The organism is Alicyclobacillus acidoterrestris (assembly GCF_022674245.1).
Classification (GTDB): Bacteria; Bacillota; Bacilli; order Alicyclobacillales; family Alicyclobacillaceae; genus Alicyclobacillus; species Alicyclobacillus acidoterrestris.
Genome location: NZ_CP080467.1, coordinates 1,910,646 through 1,928,979 on the forward strand (window position 1 = coordinate 1,910,646; position 18,334 = coordinate 1,928,979).

An 18,334-nucleotide genomic window follows, 5' to 3' on the forward strand; every position below is an offset into this window, starting at 1 on the left:
TGTGTATGTTATTGCGGGATTGGCGGCGTTATCATATGAACCGAAAAACCAATCAGAGACGGTGGCACAGATTGAAAAATGGTTAGCGACGGCTGAACTTGTATCCGTACAACTTCCGCCACCTCCCAACCCACCAATCGGGACAGCCGCCAATACGAACCCTGCAGTGCTCGAATTGCAGTTGTCCTCTAAAGAGCAAATTTCGATAAGCCCGACATTTTACATGGCGGGACATTCACAGGATCTGAGCAAGGTGTACCACTTTGTCGATGGTGTGATATCGTATCAAGTCGGAAATAAAACAGTCTACTTCAAAGACCCAAACCTGTATAACTGGTTAAAAAACAACCAATGGCAAAAACAGTTCAACACCAAGTTAGCACAGTGAAGTCTGGTAATCCTTCTGTCGCATAAGGGGGGCATTAGTCCCAGATCAAGATACACTCAAAACGGCAGCTACGGCTGTCGTTTTATGCGTATGTAAGGATTTTTCCAAAAGATTAGCCTGATGGATTTGATGGACAACCCAAGAACAGGGTTGCCCACAACTCCACAGGCTCGACACAGGGGAAGCCGCTTCGCTCCTCCCATCTTTTGCTTTGCAAAATTTACCCCTCCCACTCCTCACGCATCCAAGAGAATACGTTGAATATTAATTCATGAAAAAGAAAACGAGGGACCAAAGCATTAAATGCTTCAGACCCTTCATAAAATGTGTCACATTTCATCAGGACACCATACGGTACGATATTTTTATCGATTCTCGTGAACTTCAATAAAACACCGGGGCGACTTTTCTTTTCTTTTCTGTTCGCTTATCCAAAGCGCTCTAGAAAGCGGTTATCCGATTTAAGAGGAAACGCTTACATTGTTGTCGCTGGAAGCCTTTCGAATCGATTCGCCGAGCGGCAATACCGTGTGTCCTGCAGTCTCGTTGATCACGGTTGCGAAGGATGTATACAGTGCAATCGCTCCGCAAAGTAGGCCGACCCAGCCGCCTGCTTGGGAACCGATGACGCCAAAGCCATTGAGCGCCAATAAGCCAAATGCAATCCACAGTGTGAAGAAAACAAAGAACAGCGCACGATTCAAATAGAAGGTGCCCAACCAGAGAAAGAACGTAAGGATGCCGAAAAATAGGAGAAATACGCCGAGCCCAGCCTGTGGGGCAGCTTTTTCGATAAAGTAGAATGCAATCCAAAATCCGCCGTACGATGAAAATGCGGTAGCACCAAATGTGTTGCCTTTGCGAAATTCCCACATCCCGGCGATGAGCTGGCAAGCACCGCCGTAGACGAGCGCCAGTCCGAGCACAACACCAAGCGCGTTGGCACTGGTCACGTGCGCGTTGATTAAACTTAAAATGCACGTCGTGATCCCAAATCCGGCTAAGCCAAGTGGTCCTGGGTCCCCAATTTTCACCTGTTGACTCATACTGAATCCCTCATTTCTCAGTGAAATTCGAGCGATGTGTCAAGGTAATGGTCTGTAGGTGTGCACAGGTATTTGTACTACTTCCGCAAGAGTTGGTCGCGAATGTGTGCGGTGAAAGTCATCACCCCCTGATTGATTTCAGGAGTGGAAAGGGAAGGAGACCATGGGGACCGGCGGCCGGTTGCATCACCGGTCCCACATGTTGTTACCACAGGTCATATGTGTCCTTATTCAGCGTCTTTATATTGAGCTTTCAGGGTGTCGACGACGCTGGGATCAGCTAAGGTGGTTGTATCCCCGAGGACACGACCTTCCGCGATGTCCCGGAGTAAGCGACGCATGATCTTCGCGCTGCGTGTCTTTGGCAGTTCAGCTGCAAAAATGATTTCCTCGGGACGCGCCATGGCGCCAATTTGCTCAACGACTGTCCGTTTCAGATCTGCCACGAGTTGCTCGTCTGTTGTGATACCGTCTCTCACCGTCACGAACGCGGTGATAGCTTGACCTTTGACGTCGTGTGCCCGGCCGATCACAGCGGCTTCGGCGACTGCCGGGTGTGCGACGAGGGCACTTTCCACTTCTGCTGTGCCAATCCGGTGGCCCGAGACGTTAATGACGTCGTCGATGCGCCCCAAAATCCATACGTATCCATCGGCATCGACATGGGCGCCGTCGCCGGGGAGGTAGACACCTTCGAACTTTCCGAAATACGTATCGCGATAGCGCGCATCATCCTGCCATACGGTCCGAAGCATGGATGGCCACGGCTTCTTGATGACGAGGTAGCCGCCATTTTCAAAGCCCACAGATTCGCCGTTTTCGTCCACCACGTCGATGTCGATGCCTGGTACCGCACGCGTTGCGCTGCCAGGCTTGGTCGGGACAATGCCAGGTAGTGGTGCAATCATGGCGCAACCAGTCTCCGTTTGCCACCAGGTGTCGACGATAGGGCAGGTACCGCGCCCGACATGTTGGTGAAACCACATCCAGGCCTCCGGGTTAATGGGCTCGCCGACGGTGCCGAGCAAGCGGAGTGTACTCAAATCGTGTGCGGCTGGATGCGACTCGCCCCACTTCATAAACGTTCGAATTAACGTCGGCGCGGTATAAAGGACCGTGACGCCGTACTTCTCAATAATTTGCCAATACCTATCCCGCGTGGGGTAATCGGGTCCCCCTTCGTACATCACCACGGTTGTGCCAGCGGACAGTGGACCGTAGACGAGATAGGTGTGGCCCGTGACCCAGCCGATATCAGCGGTACAGAACCAGACGTCGCTGTCTTTGATGTCAAACACGGAGCGCATCGACGTATTCGCACCCGTCAGGTAACCACCAGTTGAATGAACAATGCCTTTCGGCTTTCCTGTTGTTCCGGAGGTGTACAGGAGGTAAAGGACGTCTTCCGAGTCCATTGGCTCCGGCTCAAATGGTGTTGTCGGTGATTCTGCCAAAAGCTCATGCCAATACACATCGCGATTCTCCTGCATCGTGATGCCTGCCACCTCACCGACCCTTTGGACGACGACGACTTTCTCGACAGGCGTTTGTACGAGGGCTTCGTCGGCGTTGGCTTTGAGCGGGGTGATGCCGCCGCGTCGCCATCCTCCGTCGGCTGTGATGAGTACTTTCGACTTCGCGTCCTCCAGGCGCTGTTGTAGCGACTGGCTGGAGAATCCGGCAAAGACCACAGAGTGAATGGCGCCGATTTTGGCCGCTGCCAGCATTGCGATAGGCAACTCTGGAATCATCGGCAGGTAGATGCTCACTCTATCGCCTTTTTGAACGCCTAGGCGCTTGAGTGCGTGCGCGGCTTTGTCCACTTCGCGACGAAGCATATCATAAGTGAGTACTCGAGTGTCGCCTGGTTCGCCTTCCCAGATGAGTGCCGCCTTGTTTTTGCGAGGGCCAAACGCATGTCGGTCCACGCAGTTGTACGCGGCATTCAGTTTTCCACCTAAAAACCATTTGGCGTGTGGGGGTGTCCATTTGAGAACGTTTTCAAAAGGTTTGAACCAGCTTAAATGTAACGCTTGTTCCGACCAGTATGCCTCGGGATCTTGTGCAGCCTGTTCGTAAATGCGCTCATCGTTGAAGTTTGCTTGTGCCCGGAATTCGTCTGAAGGGGGAAAAGTACGATTTTCGTGCATTAAAGTAGATAGTTTTTGGGAATCCACACTCATTAGGTATACCCCTTTCGACCGGCGTTTAAAATCGTCACTATACCCATTATATTTCAAAAATAAAGATTCTCAACAGGCATGTCGAAACAGAAAATGGGCTGACCCAGGGGTGCAAATGTATTCGCACTCCGCCTGGTCAGCCCACCGTATGTTCGGAGACTATAATGTTATTGTTCGTCTTCCGCTTCGTCATCGAACAAATCGTCGTTGTACGCGTCGACGACTTTTTGCCACTCGTCGTCATTGTCGATTTCGGAAAGGACCATCTGGTCGCCTTCTTCTCCATCGATGCGGAAAATAACGCCTTCTTCCGTCTCGTTGTCGACTGGCAGCAAAACTGCGTAATCTTTACCGTCTACCGTCAAAACTTCACCGAGGACAAATTGATGCTCTTGACCATTCTCGTCTTCGAGGATGATGACTTCGTCTTCGTCGTGTTCATGGTCATGATCGTGCGAGTGTTGATGCTCGTCCGCCATCAGTGCTTCATTCCCATCCGTTATCAAAATTTGGCTCAGTACCACGTTTGCCCAGCATATCATCGTTCGAATGCACTGTCAACGAACCTGTGATGCACCTCATATAACCAGGCTTGTCGGGAATTTAGGCTCGGTCCTCGGTGCGTTTTTCCACGGCAGCCGACAGCCGGCTGGAGATGGCATCCAAAAGGTCATTCAGCTTCGCCTGTGCTTCTTCGAACGCCTGAACTTCTGGCATGGCATTTAGTTTACCCAGTAATTCATCCGCTTCTTCAAGCAAATAGCTATAATGTAGCGGCGGGACCCGTCGAGCCTGGAATTCTGCAATTTGTTCTCGCAGTTCGAACAATCGGCGCCGCAGGTTCATCGCTTCGCCATTTGCCTCCATGCGAGCTTCTGCGGCGCGATAGCTGCGAACTTCAGGCAAATGCAAAATCAGTTCGGCGAGTTCATCCGCCTGGACGATTAATTCAATTCTGTCCAATGCGTTCACCTACCGTAGGTTTTATCATGTATTGAGATGCGGTCCATCCCCGTGCCGGTCGTGCATGTGATTGTACTGTTTGTATGGTCGAGTTGGCGCAGTCTCTATAAAGTCGCTCACGATGGCCAAAATGATTCCACAGACCATCAAGCTGGCGAGTGCAATGTAATTGTGAACAACGATACCCACGAGAACGAGGGCAAACAACAGACTAAACAACACATACCGCAGGGCGCGAGTCTTTTGCACGGCAATCCCTCCTGGGCGCTTTCCTTCATTATACGACACAATTGCACGTGTCATCAGTGCATCGACTCGCGCGTGCGCACACGGCTGTGTCAAAAAAAACTTGGTGTTGCGCGTGAGGCACAACACCAAGTTGTGTACGTCGATGATTCAGTTTTCGGTGCTGTTACAAAAAACGACGCGCTCTCCAGGTCTGACGGTCATCTTCTTGCTGCAAGCTGGCCAATTCCTTGACGGCCGCCTCAAACGCGAACTTATCGCGCTCATCCAACGCCTTGTCAATCCGTTGTTTCACCTGTTCACGCAACTTTGCCCGCTCTTCGACCTCGGACAAGACTTGTTGCACTTCGGGTGGGATTGGCAGATCTGGTAGATTTACAAACAAGTACAACTTTTCCGAAGCGGTCGCCGGCTGCGTGAAAAACGTTTGCAGAAGTTGCAAAACCTCATCCGGCTGGCTCACTTTTTTAATACGTCCATTAATCGGAATCCGAGCGATCATGCCATGACGTCCAATGATCAACAACGGTACATTTTCTAAGACGATGTTCGTCGCTTCAAGCTGCGCATGACGTGCGGCAAGATAGTCGATGACGGAGTCCGCTCCACTGGGAAGGAGTTTCGTTTTCAGTGTGAGAATTTCGTCCTTGGTCATCATCGAGATCACTCCCTTTGCAGTCGGAGTTCCTTGTTCTTGTATCATACGTCGTGCTAACACCATTTGGTCTTACACAGGCGCCTAGACACCCGCGAAGCGGCGTGTGCAAATCGTGTGCAATTATTGTAGCAAATTGACGCCGGTGAAGAAAGTGAAAACCTTCTGTGTTGGCAGGATAAACAGCCTTTACCGGTCTAGCCAGTTGCGCCGGAGCAGATACTACTTGCGGAGGGGATGGGGATATGGACGAGTGGGTGTATTTTGCCGGGCTATATGAGTCAAAGTTTGAAGCGTACTGTGCCGTCATGTGGGTTGAAGCAGACGAACGCATTCGGCGTACTGCTCGTCCCACCAATGTCGAGGTGTACCGTGCGAAAAGCGGCAAGTACGGCGTTCGGTTTCGCCGGCAAGAGGCCTCTGTGCCATCCGCACGTTGGCTGTAATCCGTGTATCCATCATTCATCTTGAACCGGGTTGAACAAGGCGAGGGCTGCCCAACATTGTTGGCAGCCCTCGCCTTGTTTGTGAACTCAGTGTGTTTGGTGTTCCATCTTTGTGTAGGACGGAATATCGTAGTCGTCGCTTCCGCCAGCGTTCGGTTGCCTTGATGAAGCGCGGGAATCGTTTCGCGATGATGATTGCGAGGAACGGGACGATTTTTGATTGGTCAAACGTTCGGTAACAGCCTGCATGGGACACCAGCCAGTTGCGCCTTCCGCCAATTTCATCGCGCCAAACGACCATAGAATCGTTCTTGTCATTGGCGAAACGCGGCGCCGCGAGGCAACCCCGAGCGCCAACAGGCCTGTTACCATCCGCACATATTTATCTACTGTACTCAGGTTTTGTTCCACAACGCGCACTCCCTTCCCTGGTTTATCAACAGTATTCACTGTGGCTGCTCTTCCTATGAAAAGGATCGTTTATAAAGTGATTTGACCTTTCTTGACTAAATGCTGTTTTTGCTGCATCATGGGTATCGTAGTAATGAATAAGGAGGCGTGTAGGGATGAGTCTGATTCCGTACGTTGTAGAACAGACATCGCGAGGAGAGCGCAGTTACGATATTTATTCAAGACTGTTGAAGGACCGTATTGTGTTCTTGGGGACGGCTATTGATGACGATGTCGCAAACGCCGTTGTGGCGCAACTGTTGTTCTTAGCGGCCGATGATCCAGAAAAGGATATTCAAATGTACATAAACAGCCCAGGCGGGTCTGTGTCGGCCGGACTGGCCATCTATGATACGATGCAACATATCAAGCCAGATGTGAGCACGATGTGCGTTGGCATGGCTGCGAGCATGGGGGCAGTGTTGTTGACCGCTGGAGCCAAAGGCAAGCGTTACGCACTGCCAAATTCGGAAGTGATGATTCACCAGCCACTCGGTGGAGCGCGCGGGCAGGCATCTGATATCGAGATCCACGCGAAGCACATTCTGAAAACGCGTGAGAAGTTGAACAAAATTCTCAGTGAGCGCTCTGGGCAGCCGTTGGAGCGGGTCGCTCGCGATACCGACCGCGATAACTTCATGTCGGCGCAAGAAGCGAAGGAATACGGGTTGATTGACGAAGTGATTGTTCGCTGATTGCCCGTTGTTGTAGATTTGTCAGGCACTGTAGACCAGTAGTGGAAGTAGAAGGCGCGCCACGCAGCATTATGCTGCGTGTTGACGCGCCTTTTTTGATACCATTATGCTTGTACGGATGAGCGGGAGGGGAGAGACGGTGCCAGAAAAAACAATATATCTCGATTACGCTTCGACGTCTCCCTTGTTGGAAGATGTAAAACAGCGCGTGTCCGAGATGCTCGATGTGTTTGGTAACCCATCGTCTTTGCATCGGATTGGGATGACTGCTGAAGAGCGGCTGTCGACTGCCCGCACGCGGGTTCTGAAGGCGCTTGGCGCCAAGGCGGGACGACTGGTGTTCACAGGCGGCGGCACGGAAGCGAACAATTTGGCGGTCTTTGGAAGTTTGGCGCTCTTGGAGGGGCGCGGTCGCCATATTGTGACGACGGCGATTGAGCATCCTGCAGTGCTAGAACCAATCCGTGCATTGGCAAAACGCGGGTGGGACGTAACTTATATTCGACCGGATTGCAACGGTGATATACAGGCACATGAAGTGCTGGAGGCGATTCGCCCGGATACGGTGTTTGTCTCGATGATGCACGTGAATAACGAGACCGGTGCCATCTTGCCGGTGGTCGAAGTTGCAAAAGCGTTGACAGAGTACCCGAAGATTCGGTTCCACGTCGATGGCACCCAGGCGTTCGGCAAGATTCCAGTTCGTCTGGCGGATACCGCTATCGATTTATATACGGTGTCGGCGCATAAAATTGGTGCGCTCAAGGGAACCGGTGGTCTGTATGTCCGGCAGGGGGTTAAATTGGAGCCTATCCTGTACGGTGGCGGCCAAGAATCAGGGACCCGTTCTGGCACGGAGAACGTGTTGGGGGCGGATGTGTTTGGTCTAGCGGCGGAGATTGCAGTCAAACGACTGGAGGCTGAATCGAACGCCTTGGCGACGCGCCAGTGGTTTGTCGATGAGCTGGAGCGAATTCCGGGATGGACCGTGCGAAAACCCAAATCGCCATCACCGTATATCGTGAATGCGTCGCTAAAGGGCTTGCGAGGCGAGGTGATTGTCCACGCGCTTGAGTCTCAAGGCGTTTATGTCTCGTCCGGAAGCGCATGTTCGACCGCGCACGGGAAACAGAAGCGCAGTCACGTATTAGAGGCGATGGGGCTTTCGACTGAGGAAGTTGACGCGGCTGTGCGGTTTTCTTGGCACCCGGGAATCGACAGAGAAGATTTGGCAAGTGCGCTCACGGTCGTTCGCGAGCAAAGCTCGTGGTTGCGTTCGATGGTTGGCGCTTGAGAGGGGTAACGGGATGTTTGACCACATTTTGGTTCGATATGGAGAAATCAATACAAAGGGACAAAACCGCTCACAACTGGAACGACTGCTGATGAACAACGTGCAGCAGGCAGTCAAAGAGTGGGAAGCCGTGAATGTGCGGCGGATAAGCAGTCGCATTCTCGTGCAGCTCAATGGTACACCTGCAGAGCCAGTGTTGACGCGACTCTCGAAGGTGTTTGGCATCAGTTCACTGAGCCCTGTCATGGCGGTAAGAGCGGACGTTGAAACCATCACGGAGGCTGCCAATCAGTTGTTTGACAAGCTCCCTAGTGCACCGCGGACGTTTAAGGTGGAAGTCAAGCGTGGAAATAAGCGCTTCGTCATGGATAGTCCGACGTTGGCTGGGCACGTGGGCGAGGCGGTGTTGTCTGCGCATGCGGATCTCACGGTCGACGTGCACCATCCAGATGCGACCATTCACATCGATGTGCGAGACGAAGGCGCGTATTTGTACGCTGAAAAAATTGAGGGTGCGGCAGGTTTGCCTGTGGGCATGAGTGGCCGGGTCTGCGCCTTGTTGTCTGGTGGTATCGACAGTCCGGTTGCCGTCTGGAAGGCGATGAAACGCGGACTGCAAGTAGATCTGGTCCATTTTCACAGCTTCCCGTTCACGAGCGAGCGCGCACAGCGCAAAGTGGAGGAATTGACGAGCACCTTGGCAGGGTGGTCTCGCGATTTGAATCTTCATTTGATTTCTGTGACAGAGACCCAGGCCGCGATTCAGAAATCGTGTCCGGAAGCATTGCGGACGATTCTTTTGCGGCGTATGATGTTCCGGATTTGCGAAGCTTTGGCAGCGCGCAGGGGATGGTTAGCGTTGGTGACCGGTGATAGTCTCGGCCAAGTGGCCAGTCAGACGCTCGAGGGCATTTACGCGGTCGACTCTGCCACTTCCTTGTCTGTACTGCGCCCGGTAGGTATGGAGGACAAGCAGGATATCATCAATGTGGCTCGCCGCATTGGGACGTTTGAGACGTCTATTCAGCCGTATGATGACTGCTGTTCCATATTTGCTCCAAGACATCCAAAGACGCACCCGACGCTAGAAGAGGTTGAACGCGCTGAAGAGAAACTGGATGTGCAACAGTTGGTTGAAACGGCACTCCAATCCTTGGAAGTGAAAAGAATCTCTGCAGCGGACGCACGTTAAGGGGCTATAACCGGCTCTTCGCATGCGTGTGCGCCCTGTGGGCACACTACCTACAGGAGTGAGGCGTATGGGAATGTTTCGATTATTGTTCCGGATGTTTCGGCTGTTCTCGATGATCTACACCGTGTTCCGCGGATCTCGATCAGCTCGACTGATCTGGCTTGTCACCGTTCTCTGGCGTATTTTGCGTCGGCGCGATGGCGTTTTACAACCGCCGCGCGTGGTGTTTACGTTTGTCGGACCGCACGAGGAGAAAATTTACCGCCGTCGCGGTTGGCGTCGGATTGCAAGTGGGGACGGGCAACGTCAACCATTGGAATAGGTATGTTTACCACGATATCTGCAGTGAAAAAGCGATGATCGAGAGATCATCGCTTTTTCACGTTTAACCACTCTCAGAGTTGGTTATAACAAATGATAGTCTCGTGATAACTCATAGCAAGACATGTGCGGGAAATCAGTACAACACGATGAACTTTAGGAGGGAACTTCATGCGTCAATCAAACCGAGCCATGCGTCAGGATGCATGGACCACAGAGGACGACGAAATTCTAGCGGAAATTGTCCTCAAACATATCAAACAAGGCAGCACGCAGTTAGCGGGGTTTAATGAAGCATCGCGGCGACTTGGGCGGACGGCTGCCGCTTGTGGGTTCCGCTGGAACGCATGTGTTCGTAAACAACAGCGAAATATTATCGAAATGGCAAAAGAGGAGCGCAAGCGCAGTAAATCGGAACGCGTGCAGGCGCAAATGGAGGGCGGAGATCTCGACCATCCAACCGCGACGTTGATGTCGTGGGCGCAAGTACTCCGCTTCTTGCGCCAGGAAAAAAATACGGCGCAAGAGTGGGCATCCCGTTGGCGCAACGCGGAACGCCAAGCCAACGAGTGGAAGAATCGGTTTCGCGAGTTGCAAGAAGAACATCGCAAAATGCGGGAAGAGTTCCAGCAACTTCGCAGCGATTACGAGACCGTGGCAAAGGATTACAAAGCGTTGGTCGAGATTATGGAGCGCGCGCGCAAAGCGGCTGTCTTCGACGAAACGCAACTGTCTGAGGGGTTCATGTACCAAATCGATGAATTTGGGAATTTGGAACGGATCGATCACGTCGAACCAATGGAGCGAGCCGAATAAGCTCGCTCTTTTTTGTTGCCGTGTGTGCATGTTCAAAATGTTTCCGTGCCAACCTACCCTTGGGAAGGTGAACATTGGATGCTGCCAATTTGGAAACGGATTTGGGCCACGGCGTGTCTGATCATAACGCCCTTTGCAATGACAGGCTGTTACGACAGACAGGAGTTAGAGCAACAGGCGTTTGTCACTGTACTTGGCGTTGACCAAGCGCCAAATGGACTCATCGACTGTACGTTCCGTATCGCACTTCCGGTCAACCCGGCCAGTGGCGGTGGTGGCGGTGGGCAGGAACCGCTTGCTGCAAAGGAGCCGATCACGATTCGTGCGCACAGTATCAATGAGGCGATGGTGTTGGCGTCGGGATCGATTGAGCGGAACGTGACATTTTCACACCTAAGTTTGATCTTGTTCGGAGATTCGTTAGCAAAACAAGGAATTCTCAAGTATGTACAGCCTTTGATTCGCTACCGCGAGTTTCGCCGGACTGTTCCGTTAGCGGTGGCGAAGTCGTCCGCTAAAGATTGCATCAGTCAGTTTTCGCCAATGCTGGATACGTCGAGTGCCCGCGTGAATGACAATATCTCGATTTTGGCGAACCGGGCGGGCACGATTCCAGTCTGTCGGCTGCACGAATTTGCAACGGCGATGGAGAATCCGCACCAAGATGTGGTTGCACCACTGTATGACATCAATAAATATGTGACGAAGGAAGCCGAGTTGTCTGATCAATCTAAGGTCAGTTACGAGGCGGGTGAAGTCGAGCGCACAGGCGGCAATCCGGTCGATTGGATGGGTGGGGCGGTCTTTCGAGGCGACAAAGTCGTAGATTATCTGAACGGGGAGGATATGATTCTTCTCCGGCTTTTAGAGGGCGGCATGAATAATGGGAAAATCGACTTTACGGACGGCGGGGAGAGTGACGACATCGGTTTGACCTTGCACAAGGAACACGCGCCGCGCTTTAAAGTCGATTTGTCGAATCCAGTGACGATAAGCGTTGCCGTGCCCATTGACGCGGATGTCATCAACATTGCGAGCGGCAAGGACTATTCTAGTGACCAGGGGCGCCAACAGTTGGAGGCCACGCTCGATAGCAAGTTTAACGCGCGCCTCACGGCGCTCTTACATCGGTTGCTGGTTGATGACGAGGCAGACGTCATCCCGGTGTCGCGATATATTCGTGGTCAGTTCAGCACGTACCAGCAGTTTGACGCGTATCCTTGGGCAAAGAAAGTGCAGGACGCCAAGATTGTCGTGCGCACGAATTTGCACATTCGCCGCTTTGGTGTGCAAACTGAGCCGCTCAGGTCAAATAATGCGTAAGTCACGGCCAAAATGGCCGTCCTGCACTGGGTTGCGCCGGTTGCACTGGTTGCCGGACGGGCGGCGTGAATTGTGGCACAACAGGCTCCCTTGGCCGTGTTGGTTGTGATGGCGGATAGCCGTAGCCCCACTGTGGAATGGGTGCGCGCCTCGGTGAGCCTGGCTGGGCGGGGACGGGTGGTTGGATTGGCTGCATGGGTCCATAGGGATTTGGTTTCGTTTCGTCCTCGGTTGGGTTCTCGCTACCGTCGTCGCTTTTTTGTGTGAAGGTCGACATAGCGGTTTGAACAATACCTTTGAGTAAGATGGCGAACATCGGGCTCTCGACAAAGTTGAGAAACTGTTTGGCGTTCAGCTCTTTCGTCGAGCCGAGGGACTCGCGCAACGCCTTTGACAAGGAGAGCGTCAGTCGCAAGTACTCGTCTTCCGACATGCCTAAAGCCTTCGCCTCCGAGCGCAGTTTTCGACTCAACGTTGCCAAGGACCGGGTGGGTTTGTGCTTACGCTTTGCCATTCGTGTCGTCTTCACCCCTCTGGCACCCAAGGAGGTCCCAGGTTGGTGCACGGCCACCAACCTGGGTTGTTGCACGCGGTGCCTGATGTAACCAATGCCATCAGACAGACGTTCCGTGTAGACCAATGCCCGCAGGCTCTCGTCCACTGGCGAAATTAGGGCAATCGCCCGCCGTTTGGGCTGATGACTTGTCCGGTGATGAAGGACGAGTCCGGAGATGCTAAAAATCGAACCACATGTGCGACATCGTAAGGTGTTCCGAGGCGCCCGACGGGCGTCTCTGTTTGCATTTGTCGCTTTTCTTCTGCGCTAAATCCCTTCAGCATGTCGGTATCAATGACACCGGGGGCCACCGCATTGACCGTGATGCCGAGGCTTGCCACCTCGAGGGCGAGGGACTCGGTGAACGCGATCATACCGGCCTTACTTGCGGAATATGCTGCTTCCATCGCCGCGCCGCGCAGACCGTGGACAGACGAGACGTTGATGATGCGCCCGTCCTCCGCTCGGCGAAGATACGGAATTGCTTCTTTTGAACAGAGGAACGTCGACGTCAGATTGGTTTGCAGGACGCGATTCCAATCGCGAAGGGACAGGTCCATCACCAGTCCATAGTGCGCTATGCCTGCGTTGTTCACTAGGATACTCGGTGTACCCAGTTGTGTGGCTTCGAGAAACAGCCGCTGAACGTCTTCTTCTTGCGAGACATCTGCTTGAATGGCCACGGCCCTTGTGCCGTAACCAACACATCGAGCCACCGTGTCAAGTGCCTCAACTTGTGCTTCGTGATAGTGGACGGCGACGTGCGCACCCGCTTTTGCAAGTGTGGTGGCGATACGTTTGCCGATGCCTCGGGACGCGCCTGTTACCACTGCGACTTTGCCCGCAAGCGGGGCGCTTTGCCCCCATTCCCGTGATTCTGCCTCCATGGCGTGATATGCTCCTTATGTCATAGATTCAGTAAACCCATTTGGATTTGGTTCGACTTTTGGTTCGATAGTCATCCTTATTTTACTTTAGTAGATGCTTGTTGTTATGATTGAAATCAACGGCATTGATTTTGTCACAGTGTGATGTACATAAGGTGAGGTGCTCATTTTGGCAGGTTTGTTCGATCCGCTGGCGATTCGTGGGCTCACACTCAAAAATCGCATCGTCGTCTCTCCAATGTGCCAGTACCAGGCCGAAGAGACCGGCTATATCAACGATTGGCACACGGTGCACTATGGTTCCTTGGCGTTGGCTGGCGCCAGCCTGATGTTTGTCGAGGCGACCAGTGTTGAAGCGCGCGGGCGGATTTCCAACCGCGACGTGGGACTTTACGAGGACGGGCAGATGGAAGGGCTTCGTCGCATCGTCGATTTCGCCCATGGCCAGGATGTAAAAGTGGGCATCCAGTTAAATCATGCAGGCCGCAAAGCGGATTTGGATAGTGAGCCGATTGCGCCATCCGCCATTGCGTTTAGCGACAGGTATAAGCTGCCGCAGGCGATGACAGAAGATGACATGGCGCAGGTCGTTCGCGCCTTTGAGGAGAGCGCCAAGCGCGCTGTCGAAGCTGGTTTTGACGTCATTGAAGTGCATGCGGCGCACGGTTATCTCTTGCACCAATTTCTATCGCCTTTATCGAACCAACGCGAGGATGGGTACGGCGGTTCGCGCGAGGGGCGCCTTCGCTTCCCGCTTGCTGTCGTATGTGCCGTGCGTGCGGTGATTCCTGAAGAGATGCCGTTGTTTGTCCGCGTTTCCGCGAGTGAATACCATCCAGCGGGATTGACGATGGATGACATGCGGTTTTACGCGCAAGCGTTCAAGGACGCAGGCGTCAGTCTGATTGATGTCTCATCCGGCGGGAACGTGCCTACGCCGCCTGACAAGGTCTATGCGGGGTATCAGATCCCCTTGGCAGAAGCGATTCGTCGCGATATCGACATCTTGGTTGGTGGCGTGGGCATGTTGGATGATCCGATACTGGCAGATTCGATTGTCCAGTCGAATCGTGCGGACTTGATTTTCATCGCTCGTGGTTTTTTGCGCAACAAGAATTGGGGGCACGACGCCGCACTTGCGCTCTCGCACCCGGTCGAGCCGCCCGTTCCATATGTGCGCGCGTACAAAATTCCAAATGCATGATTGGTGCTCATCACAACGCTGGTGCAGCACATTTTGAAGGGAATGTTCTCGTTTGAAGTGTACAATCCATCAGGCGCCTACGGGGAATCGCCTTACCGATGCCCAGTTGTTTGATTTTCAGCGAGTGGCGCATCTTTATGATGAGCAAGATCCAAAACAACTTCAGACATATGCCGCGCGCGCCGAGACGGTGACCCAGTGGTTTGACGACGCCCATCGACAAACGCTGGTCCGCGCACTGACGGCCTATGGCCAGCGCATTGGCCAAACGCCGGTGCAAAGTGCCGCTGTAAAGCGCCTGCTAGATCCGCGGAGCGTCGCTGTGGTCACAGGTCAACAGTCAGGGCTTTTGCTAGGACCTTTTTACTCCATCAGCAAGGCGCTCTCCGCGATTGGTTTGGCGGAACAACTTGAACGCGAACTCGGCCGTTCAGTCGTTCCGGTCTTTTGGGTGGCGTCAGAAGATCACGATTTTGCTGAGGTCGATCACGCCTATATTCTCAACTCGACCCACGACGTGACGCGGATTCGCCTCGAGCATTCGTTTGATTCGCATCAAATGGTCTACCACGCGGCGTTGACACAAGCGCAAGTGGTGTCTGTTCTCGAGGCGCTGCACAGAGACCTTCCAGAACTTCCTTATAAGTCGGAAGTGCTAACGACGCTTCGCGAGACGTTTGAAGAAGGCGACTCGTTGGCTGTGTGGTTTGCGCGGCTCTTGACAAAGCTCTTATGCAATCATCCCATTGTCATATTAGATCCGTGCCTACCTGAGTTACGCAGTCTGGTGGGACCTGTATTCGCCAATACCTTGGCGTCGTTTGATACCGTCCAGGCGAATTTGCAGACGGCGTATGATGAAGTGGCGCAAGCGGGGTTCTCCCATGAAGTCATTCGCGACGCGTTACATTCTACGGTCTTTCATGTCGTAGAAGGACGGCGCTATGTGCTCGAGCGTCGACAACCGGGCACGTTTGTCGCGCGAGGGTTCGGGGCGGAATATACATTGGCCCAACTGCAGGACACGGCTGTGGTCGCACCTGAACGGTTTAGTTCCAACGTGTTGTTGCGCCCGGTGATACAAGATCATCTGGTGCCGACACTCGCGTACGTCGGTGGGCCATCAGAAATTGCATACCACCCGCTGTCGCGCGCCGTGTTTCACGCACACGGCCGCAATTTGCCGCCGCTCGTCATGCGGCAGCGCGTGCGCATCGCGACGCCAGCTGTGGCGCGCACGATGGCGCAGTGGGGGATTTCCTTCGAGGATGTGGCACAACCTTGTGACTTCGTCGCGACGCGTGCGCTGCGAGACGTCAAGGACGCGTTGCATGCACAAATCACCCAGATGGAGACGGAATTCTCCGGTCAACTTGAGCGGTTCGGCGAAGAGTTTTCTTCGTTTGGGCCGCAGGTACAAGATATCGTGGCGCGCCAAATCGCGCGACAGAAAGAACTGATTCGGCGCCTGGAGTCAAAAGTTTATGGCTTGGCCCAACGCCGGAGGTCGGATGATGTGCAGCAGTTGCGACGGATTGAACACTGGTTTTGGACGGATGGCCATGAGCAGGAACGCCGCCTTAGTCCGATGAATTTGTGGGCCGAACTGGGCGCGAAGTGGTTTGAATCGCTCCCGGTGTGGGGGAATTACTTGCAACCGGGCGCGTATTTGGACGTGACAGTCGACTAAAACCGCTCTCTGGCAACAAAAGTGAAACGTCAAATAGTGAAATTGAATCGCCGCTCGCGAGTCTTCGCGGGCGGCTTTTTTGGGTGCGCCCAGCATGGGCGCTATCTATACGGTGAAAGTCCGGAATGGTGAAGGTAGCAGTAGCCATAGCTCAAGCCAAGGGTGTCCGCCGCGAGGCGGAATCTGAAGGAAGGCGGCGGCAAATCTCCGGCCCGAGGAACACGAACCTCAAGTGAGGCTAACGACAGTTGGATGAGTTTGCACAACAAAACAAAATCCATGCTACCGAAGGCTGTCGAGAGTAAATGGGGCGGGTAGGTGGAGAGAAAGATAGCGCTCTTACCTGGGGAGGTCTGTCCGGCACGCCAGCAAGACTGGTAACCGGTACTGAAAGGTGCCGCTGAACGGGCAGAAGTCAGCAGACGGCATAGTACCTGTGGAGGGACGCCAAAACAGGGAAGGCCTGAACGTGATTGTGAGGGTTGAACATGGCAAGCTCGCAAGGAAAGCAAAGACAGCAGAAAATCCCAAAAAGGAGCTACCTCCAGGAGGAAGCGGTGAATCCGCAGGGGACTGAAGGAGTGCCTAGCTTTTCTTCGGCGCGACCCAGGGGAACAACCCGCGAGGAGAACCCTATCGACCTGATGGAACAAGTGGTAGAGCGGGAAAACCTGCTCGAAGCGTTACGCCGTGTGGAGCGAAACAAAGGAGCGGCCGGTGTCGACGGCATGGAGATTAAATCCTTTCGACCATTCCTAATGGACAACTGGTCACGCATCCGAGAAGAACTCCTGAGAGGAACCTACAAACCGATGCCCGTACGTCGAGTCGAAATCCCGAAACCAGACGGTGGCATTCGGATGTTAGGGATACCTACGGTGCAAGACCGCCTGATACAACAGGCACTTCTACAAGTACTTACACCGATCTTTGATCCGATGTTCTCCACATCCAGCCATGGATTCCGAGCAGGGCATAGTGCGCGAATGGCGGTAAACCAGGCGCGCAACTATGTCTCAGAGGGATACCGGTGGGTAGTTGACATGGACTTGGCTCAATTCTTCGACCGAGTGAACCACGATATGTTAATGGCACGCGTGGCGAGGAAGGTAATGGATAAGCGAATCCTCCGACTCATCCGCAGATACCTAGAGGCGGGGATACTCGTCAATGGGGTTTGCGTCAGGTCAGAGGAAGGCACACCGCAGGGCGGGCCGATGAGCCCGTTATTGGCCAATATTTTGTTGGACGACCTAGACAAGGAACTGGAACGTCGTGGGCACCGCTTCGTCCGCTATGCGGACGACTGCAACATCTACGTGAGCAGTCGGCGGGCGGGAGAGCGAGTGATGGAAGGTGTGCGCAAGTACGTAGAAGGGCGACTGAAACTCAAAGTGAATGTGGAGAAGAGCGCAGTAGACCGACCATGGAAACGAAAGTTTCTCGGGTTCTCGTTCACAATGGAGAAGAGGACGCGAATTCGAGTCGCACCAAAGTCACTCAAACGGTTCAAGGACAGGGTTCGAGAACTTACGAGACGAAGCCGAGGGCAGTCGATGGCAAGTCGGGTGGAAAAGCTCAACGCGTATCTGAGAGGATGGGCAGGGTACTACCGCTATGCTGAAACTCGAAGCGTATTCGAGCAACTGGATGAGTGGACACGGCGCCGACTGAGGATGTGCTTGCTGAAACAATGGAAGCAGTCCAAGACCAAACGGCGTAAGTTGGTTTCACTCGGCATACCAAGAGAATGGGCCGTGAATATAAGTAGCTCACGGAAAGGGCACTGGCGACTCTCCAATACGCCACAAATGAATAAAGCCCTTGGTCTGACCTACTGGAGAGAGCAAGGGCTTGTGAGTTTAGTCGAGCGATATGATTCACTTCGTTCCACAACATGAACCGCCGTATACCGAACGGTCCGTACGGTGGTGTGGGAGAACGGGGGTTAGTCGCCCCCTTCTACCCGATTGTGGCGG

Annotated in this window: 20 protein-coding genes; 11 read left to right on the forward strand and 9 right to left on the reverse strand. The window is 53.5% G+C overall.

Annotation, left to right across the window (positions count from 1 at the left end; genetic code table 11):
• The first annotated feature begins 1 nt into the window (after position 1).
• Positions 2-388 carry a hypothetical protein gene (locus tag K1I37_RS08950; RefSeq protein ID WP_242216003.1) on the forward strand — a complete coding sequence of 129 codons (387 nt, stop codon included), beginning with the start codon at positions 2-4 and terminating at the stop codon, positions 386-388.
• Positions 389-849: 461 nt separating this feature from the next.
• Here the strand turns inward: K1I37_RS08950 and K1I37_RS08955 are convergent, their stop codons facing one another.
• From K1I37_RS08955 to K1I37_RS08980, 6 genes are all read right to left on the reverse strand, one after another.
• Entirely contained in the window at positions 850-1,434 is a 585-nt protein-coding gene (locus tag K1I37_RS08955; protein WP_021297432.1) for an acetate uptake transporter, read from the reverse strand.
• A gap of 227 nt (positions 1,435-1,661) precedes the next feature.
• Positions 1,662-3,617 (reverse strand): acetate--CoA ligase, encoded by a 1,956-nt coding sequence (gene acs, locus K1I37_RS08960; RefSeq protein ID WP_021297431.1) that lies wholly within the window; start codon positions 3,615-3,617, stop codon positions 1,662-1,664.
• A 167-nt stretch (positions 3,618-3,784) separates the two neighbouring features.
• Positions 3,785-4,141 (reverse strand): DUF1292 domain-containing protein, encoded by a 357-nt coding sequence (locus tag K1I37_RS08965; protein ID WP_236613907.1) that lies wholly within the window; start codon positions 4,139-4,141, stop codon positions 3,785-3,787.
• 79 nt (positions 4,142-4,220) lie between these two features.
• Positions 4,221-4,580, reverse strand: a complete 360-nt coding sequence (locus K1I37_RS08970; protein WP_021297429.1) for a YlbF/YmcA family competence regulator — start codon at positions 4,578-4,580, stop codon at positions 4,221-4,223.
• Positions 4,581-4,604: 24 nt separating this feature from the next.
• Positions 4,605-4,829: a hypothetical protein gene (locus K1I37_RS08975; protein ID WP_021297428.1), complete on the reverse strand. Its 225-nt coding sequence runs from the start codon at positions 4,827-4,829 to the stop codon at positions 4,605-4,607.
• A 163-nt stretch (positions 4,830-4,992) separates the two neighbouring features.
• Positions 4,993-5,484 carry an IDEAL domain-containing protein gene (locus K1I37_RS08980; RefSeq protein WP_021297427.1) on the reverse strand — a complete coding sequence of 164 codons (492 nt, stop codon included), beginning with the start codon at positions 5,482-5,484 and terminating at the stop codon, positions 4,993-4,995.
• Positions 5,485-5,726: 242 nt separating this feature from the next.
• Between K1I37_RS08980 and K1I37_RS08985 the strand changes: the two genes are divergently transcribed.
• Positions 5,727-5,927, forward strand: coding sequence for a hypothetical protein (locus tag K1I37_RS08985; RefSeq protein ID WP_021297426.1), 201 nt, complete (start codon positions 5,727-5,729; stop codon positions 5,925-5,927).
• An 87-nt stretch (positions 5,928-6,014) separates the two neighbouring features.
• Here K1I37_RS08985 and K1I37_RS08990 read toward each other — a convergent pair whose 3' ends face one another.
• Complete coding sequence (locus tag K1I37_RS08990) at positions 6,015-6,338, reverse strand: YgaP family membrane protein (RefSeq protein ID WP_152498833.1); 324 nt, start codon at positions 6,336-6,338, stop codon at positions 6,015-6,017.
• A 155-nt stretch (positions 6,339-6,493) separates the two neighbouring features.
• On the opposite strand from K1I37_RS08990, the gene clpP reads away from it, so the two are divergent.
• The 6 genes from clpP to K1I37_RS09020 all read left to right on the forward strand — a co-directional run bounded on the left by clpP (position 6,494) and on the right by K1I37_RS09020 (position 12,018).
• Positions 6,494-7,072, forward strand: coding sequence for an ATP-dependent Clp endopeptidase proteolytic subunit ClpP (gene clpP, locus K1I37_RS08995; RefSeq protein WP_021297424.1), 579 nt, complete (start codon positions 6,494-6,496; stop codon positions 7,070-7,072).
• A gap of 139 nt (positions 7,073-7,211) precedes the next feature.
• Complete coding sequence (locus K1I37_RS09000; RefSeq protein WP_021297423.1) at positions 7,212-8,366, forward strand: cysteine desulfurase family protein; 1,155 nt, start codon at positions 7,212-7,214, stop codon at positions 8,364-8,366.
• 13 nt (positions 8,367-8,379) lie between these two features.
• Complete coding sequence (gene thiI / locus K1I37_RS09005) at positions 8,380-9,558, forward strand: tRNA uracil 4-sulfurtransferase ThiI (RefSeq protein ID WP_021297422.1); 1,179 nt, start codon at positions 8,380-8,382, stop codon at positions 9,556-9,558.
• Between the two features lie 67 nt (positions 9,559-9,625).
• A complete protein-coding gene (locus K1I37_RS09010; protein WP_021297421.1) occupies positions 9,626-9,880 on the forward strand; it encodes a hypothetical protein in 255 nt (84 codons plus the stop codon).
• A gap of 191 nt (positions 9,881-10,071) precedes the next feature.
• Positions 10,072-10,695: an RsfA family transcriptional regulator gene (locus K1I37_RS09015; protein WP_031218980.1), complete on the forward strand. Its 624-nt coding sequence runs from the start codon at positions 10,072-10,074 to the stop codon at positions 10,693-10,695.
• A 78-nt stretch (positions 10,696-10,773) separates the two neighbouring features.
• Positions 10,774-12,018 carry a Ger(x)C family spore germination protein gene (locus tag K1I37_RS09020; RefSeq protein ID WP_021297419.1) on the forward strand — a complete coding sequence of 415 codons (1,245 nt, stop codon included), beginning with the start codon at positions 10,774-10,776 and terminating at the stop codon, positions 12,016-12,018.
• A gap of 1 nt (position 12,019) precedes the next feature.
• On the opposite strand, the gene K1I37_RS09025 is transcribed toward K1I37_RS09020, so the two are convergent.
• Both K1I37_RS09025 and ymfI read right to left on the reverse strand, forming a co-directional pair.
• Positions 12,020-12,532, reverse strand: coding sequence for a hypothetical protein (locus K1I37_RS09025; protein ID WP_242216004.1), 513 nt, complete (start codon positions 12,530-12,532; stop codon positions 12,020-12,022).
• Positions 12,533-12,687: 155 nt separating this feature from the next.
• Positions 12,688-13,461 carry an elongation factor P 5-aminopentanone reductase gene (gene ymfI, locus K1I37_RS09030; RefSeq protein WP_021297417.1) on the reverse strand — a complete coding sequence of 258 codons (774 nt, stop codon included), beginning with the start codon at positions 13,459-13,461 and terminating at the stop codon, positions 12,688-12,690.
• 169 nt (positions 13,462-13,630) lie between these two features.
• Here ymfI and K1I37_RS09035 point away from each other — a divergent pair, with 169 nt between their 5' ends.
• The 3 genes from K1I37_RS09035 to ltrA all read left to right on the forward strand — a co-directional run bounded on the left by K1I37_RS09035 (position 13,631) and on the right by ltrA (position 18,256).
• Positions 13,631-14,665 carry an NADH:flavin oxidoreductase/NADH oxidase gene (locus K1I37_RS09035; RefSeq protein ID WP_021297416.1) on the forward strand — a complete coding sequence of 345 codons (1,035 nt, stop codon included), beginning with the start codon at positions 13,631-13,633 and terminating at the stop codon, positions 14,663-14,665.
• Positions 14,666-14,717: 52 nt separating this feature from the next.
• Complete coding sequence (gene bshC, locus K1I37_RS09040) at positions 14,718-16,355, forward strand: bacillithiol biosynthesis cysteine-adding enzyme BshC (protein WP_021297415.1); 1,638 nt, start codon at positions 14,718-14,720, stop codon at positions 16,353-16,355.
• 488 nt (positions 16,356-16,843) lie between these two features.
• Complete coding sequence (gene ltrA, locus K1I37_RS09045) at positions 16,844-18,256, forward strand: group II intron reverse transcriptase/maturase (RefSeq protein ID WP_242216005.1); 1,413 nt, start codon at positions 16,844-16,846, stop codon at positions 18,254-18,256.
• Positions 18,257-18,334 lie beyond the last annotated feature (78 nt).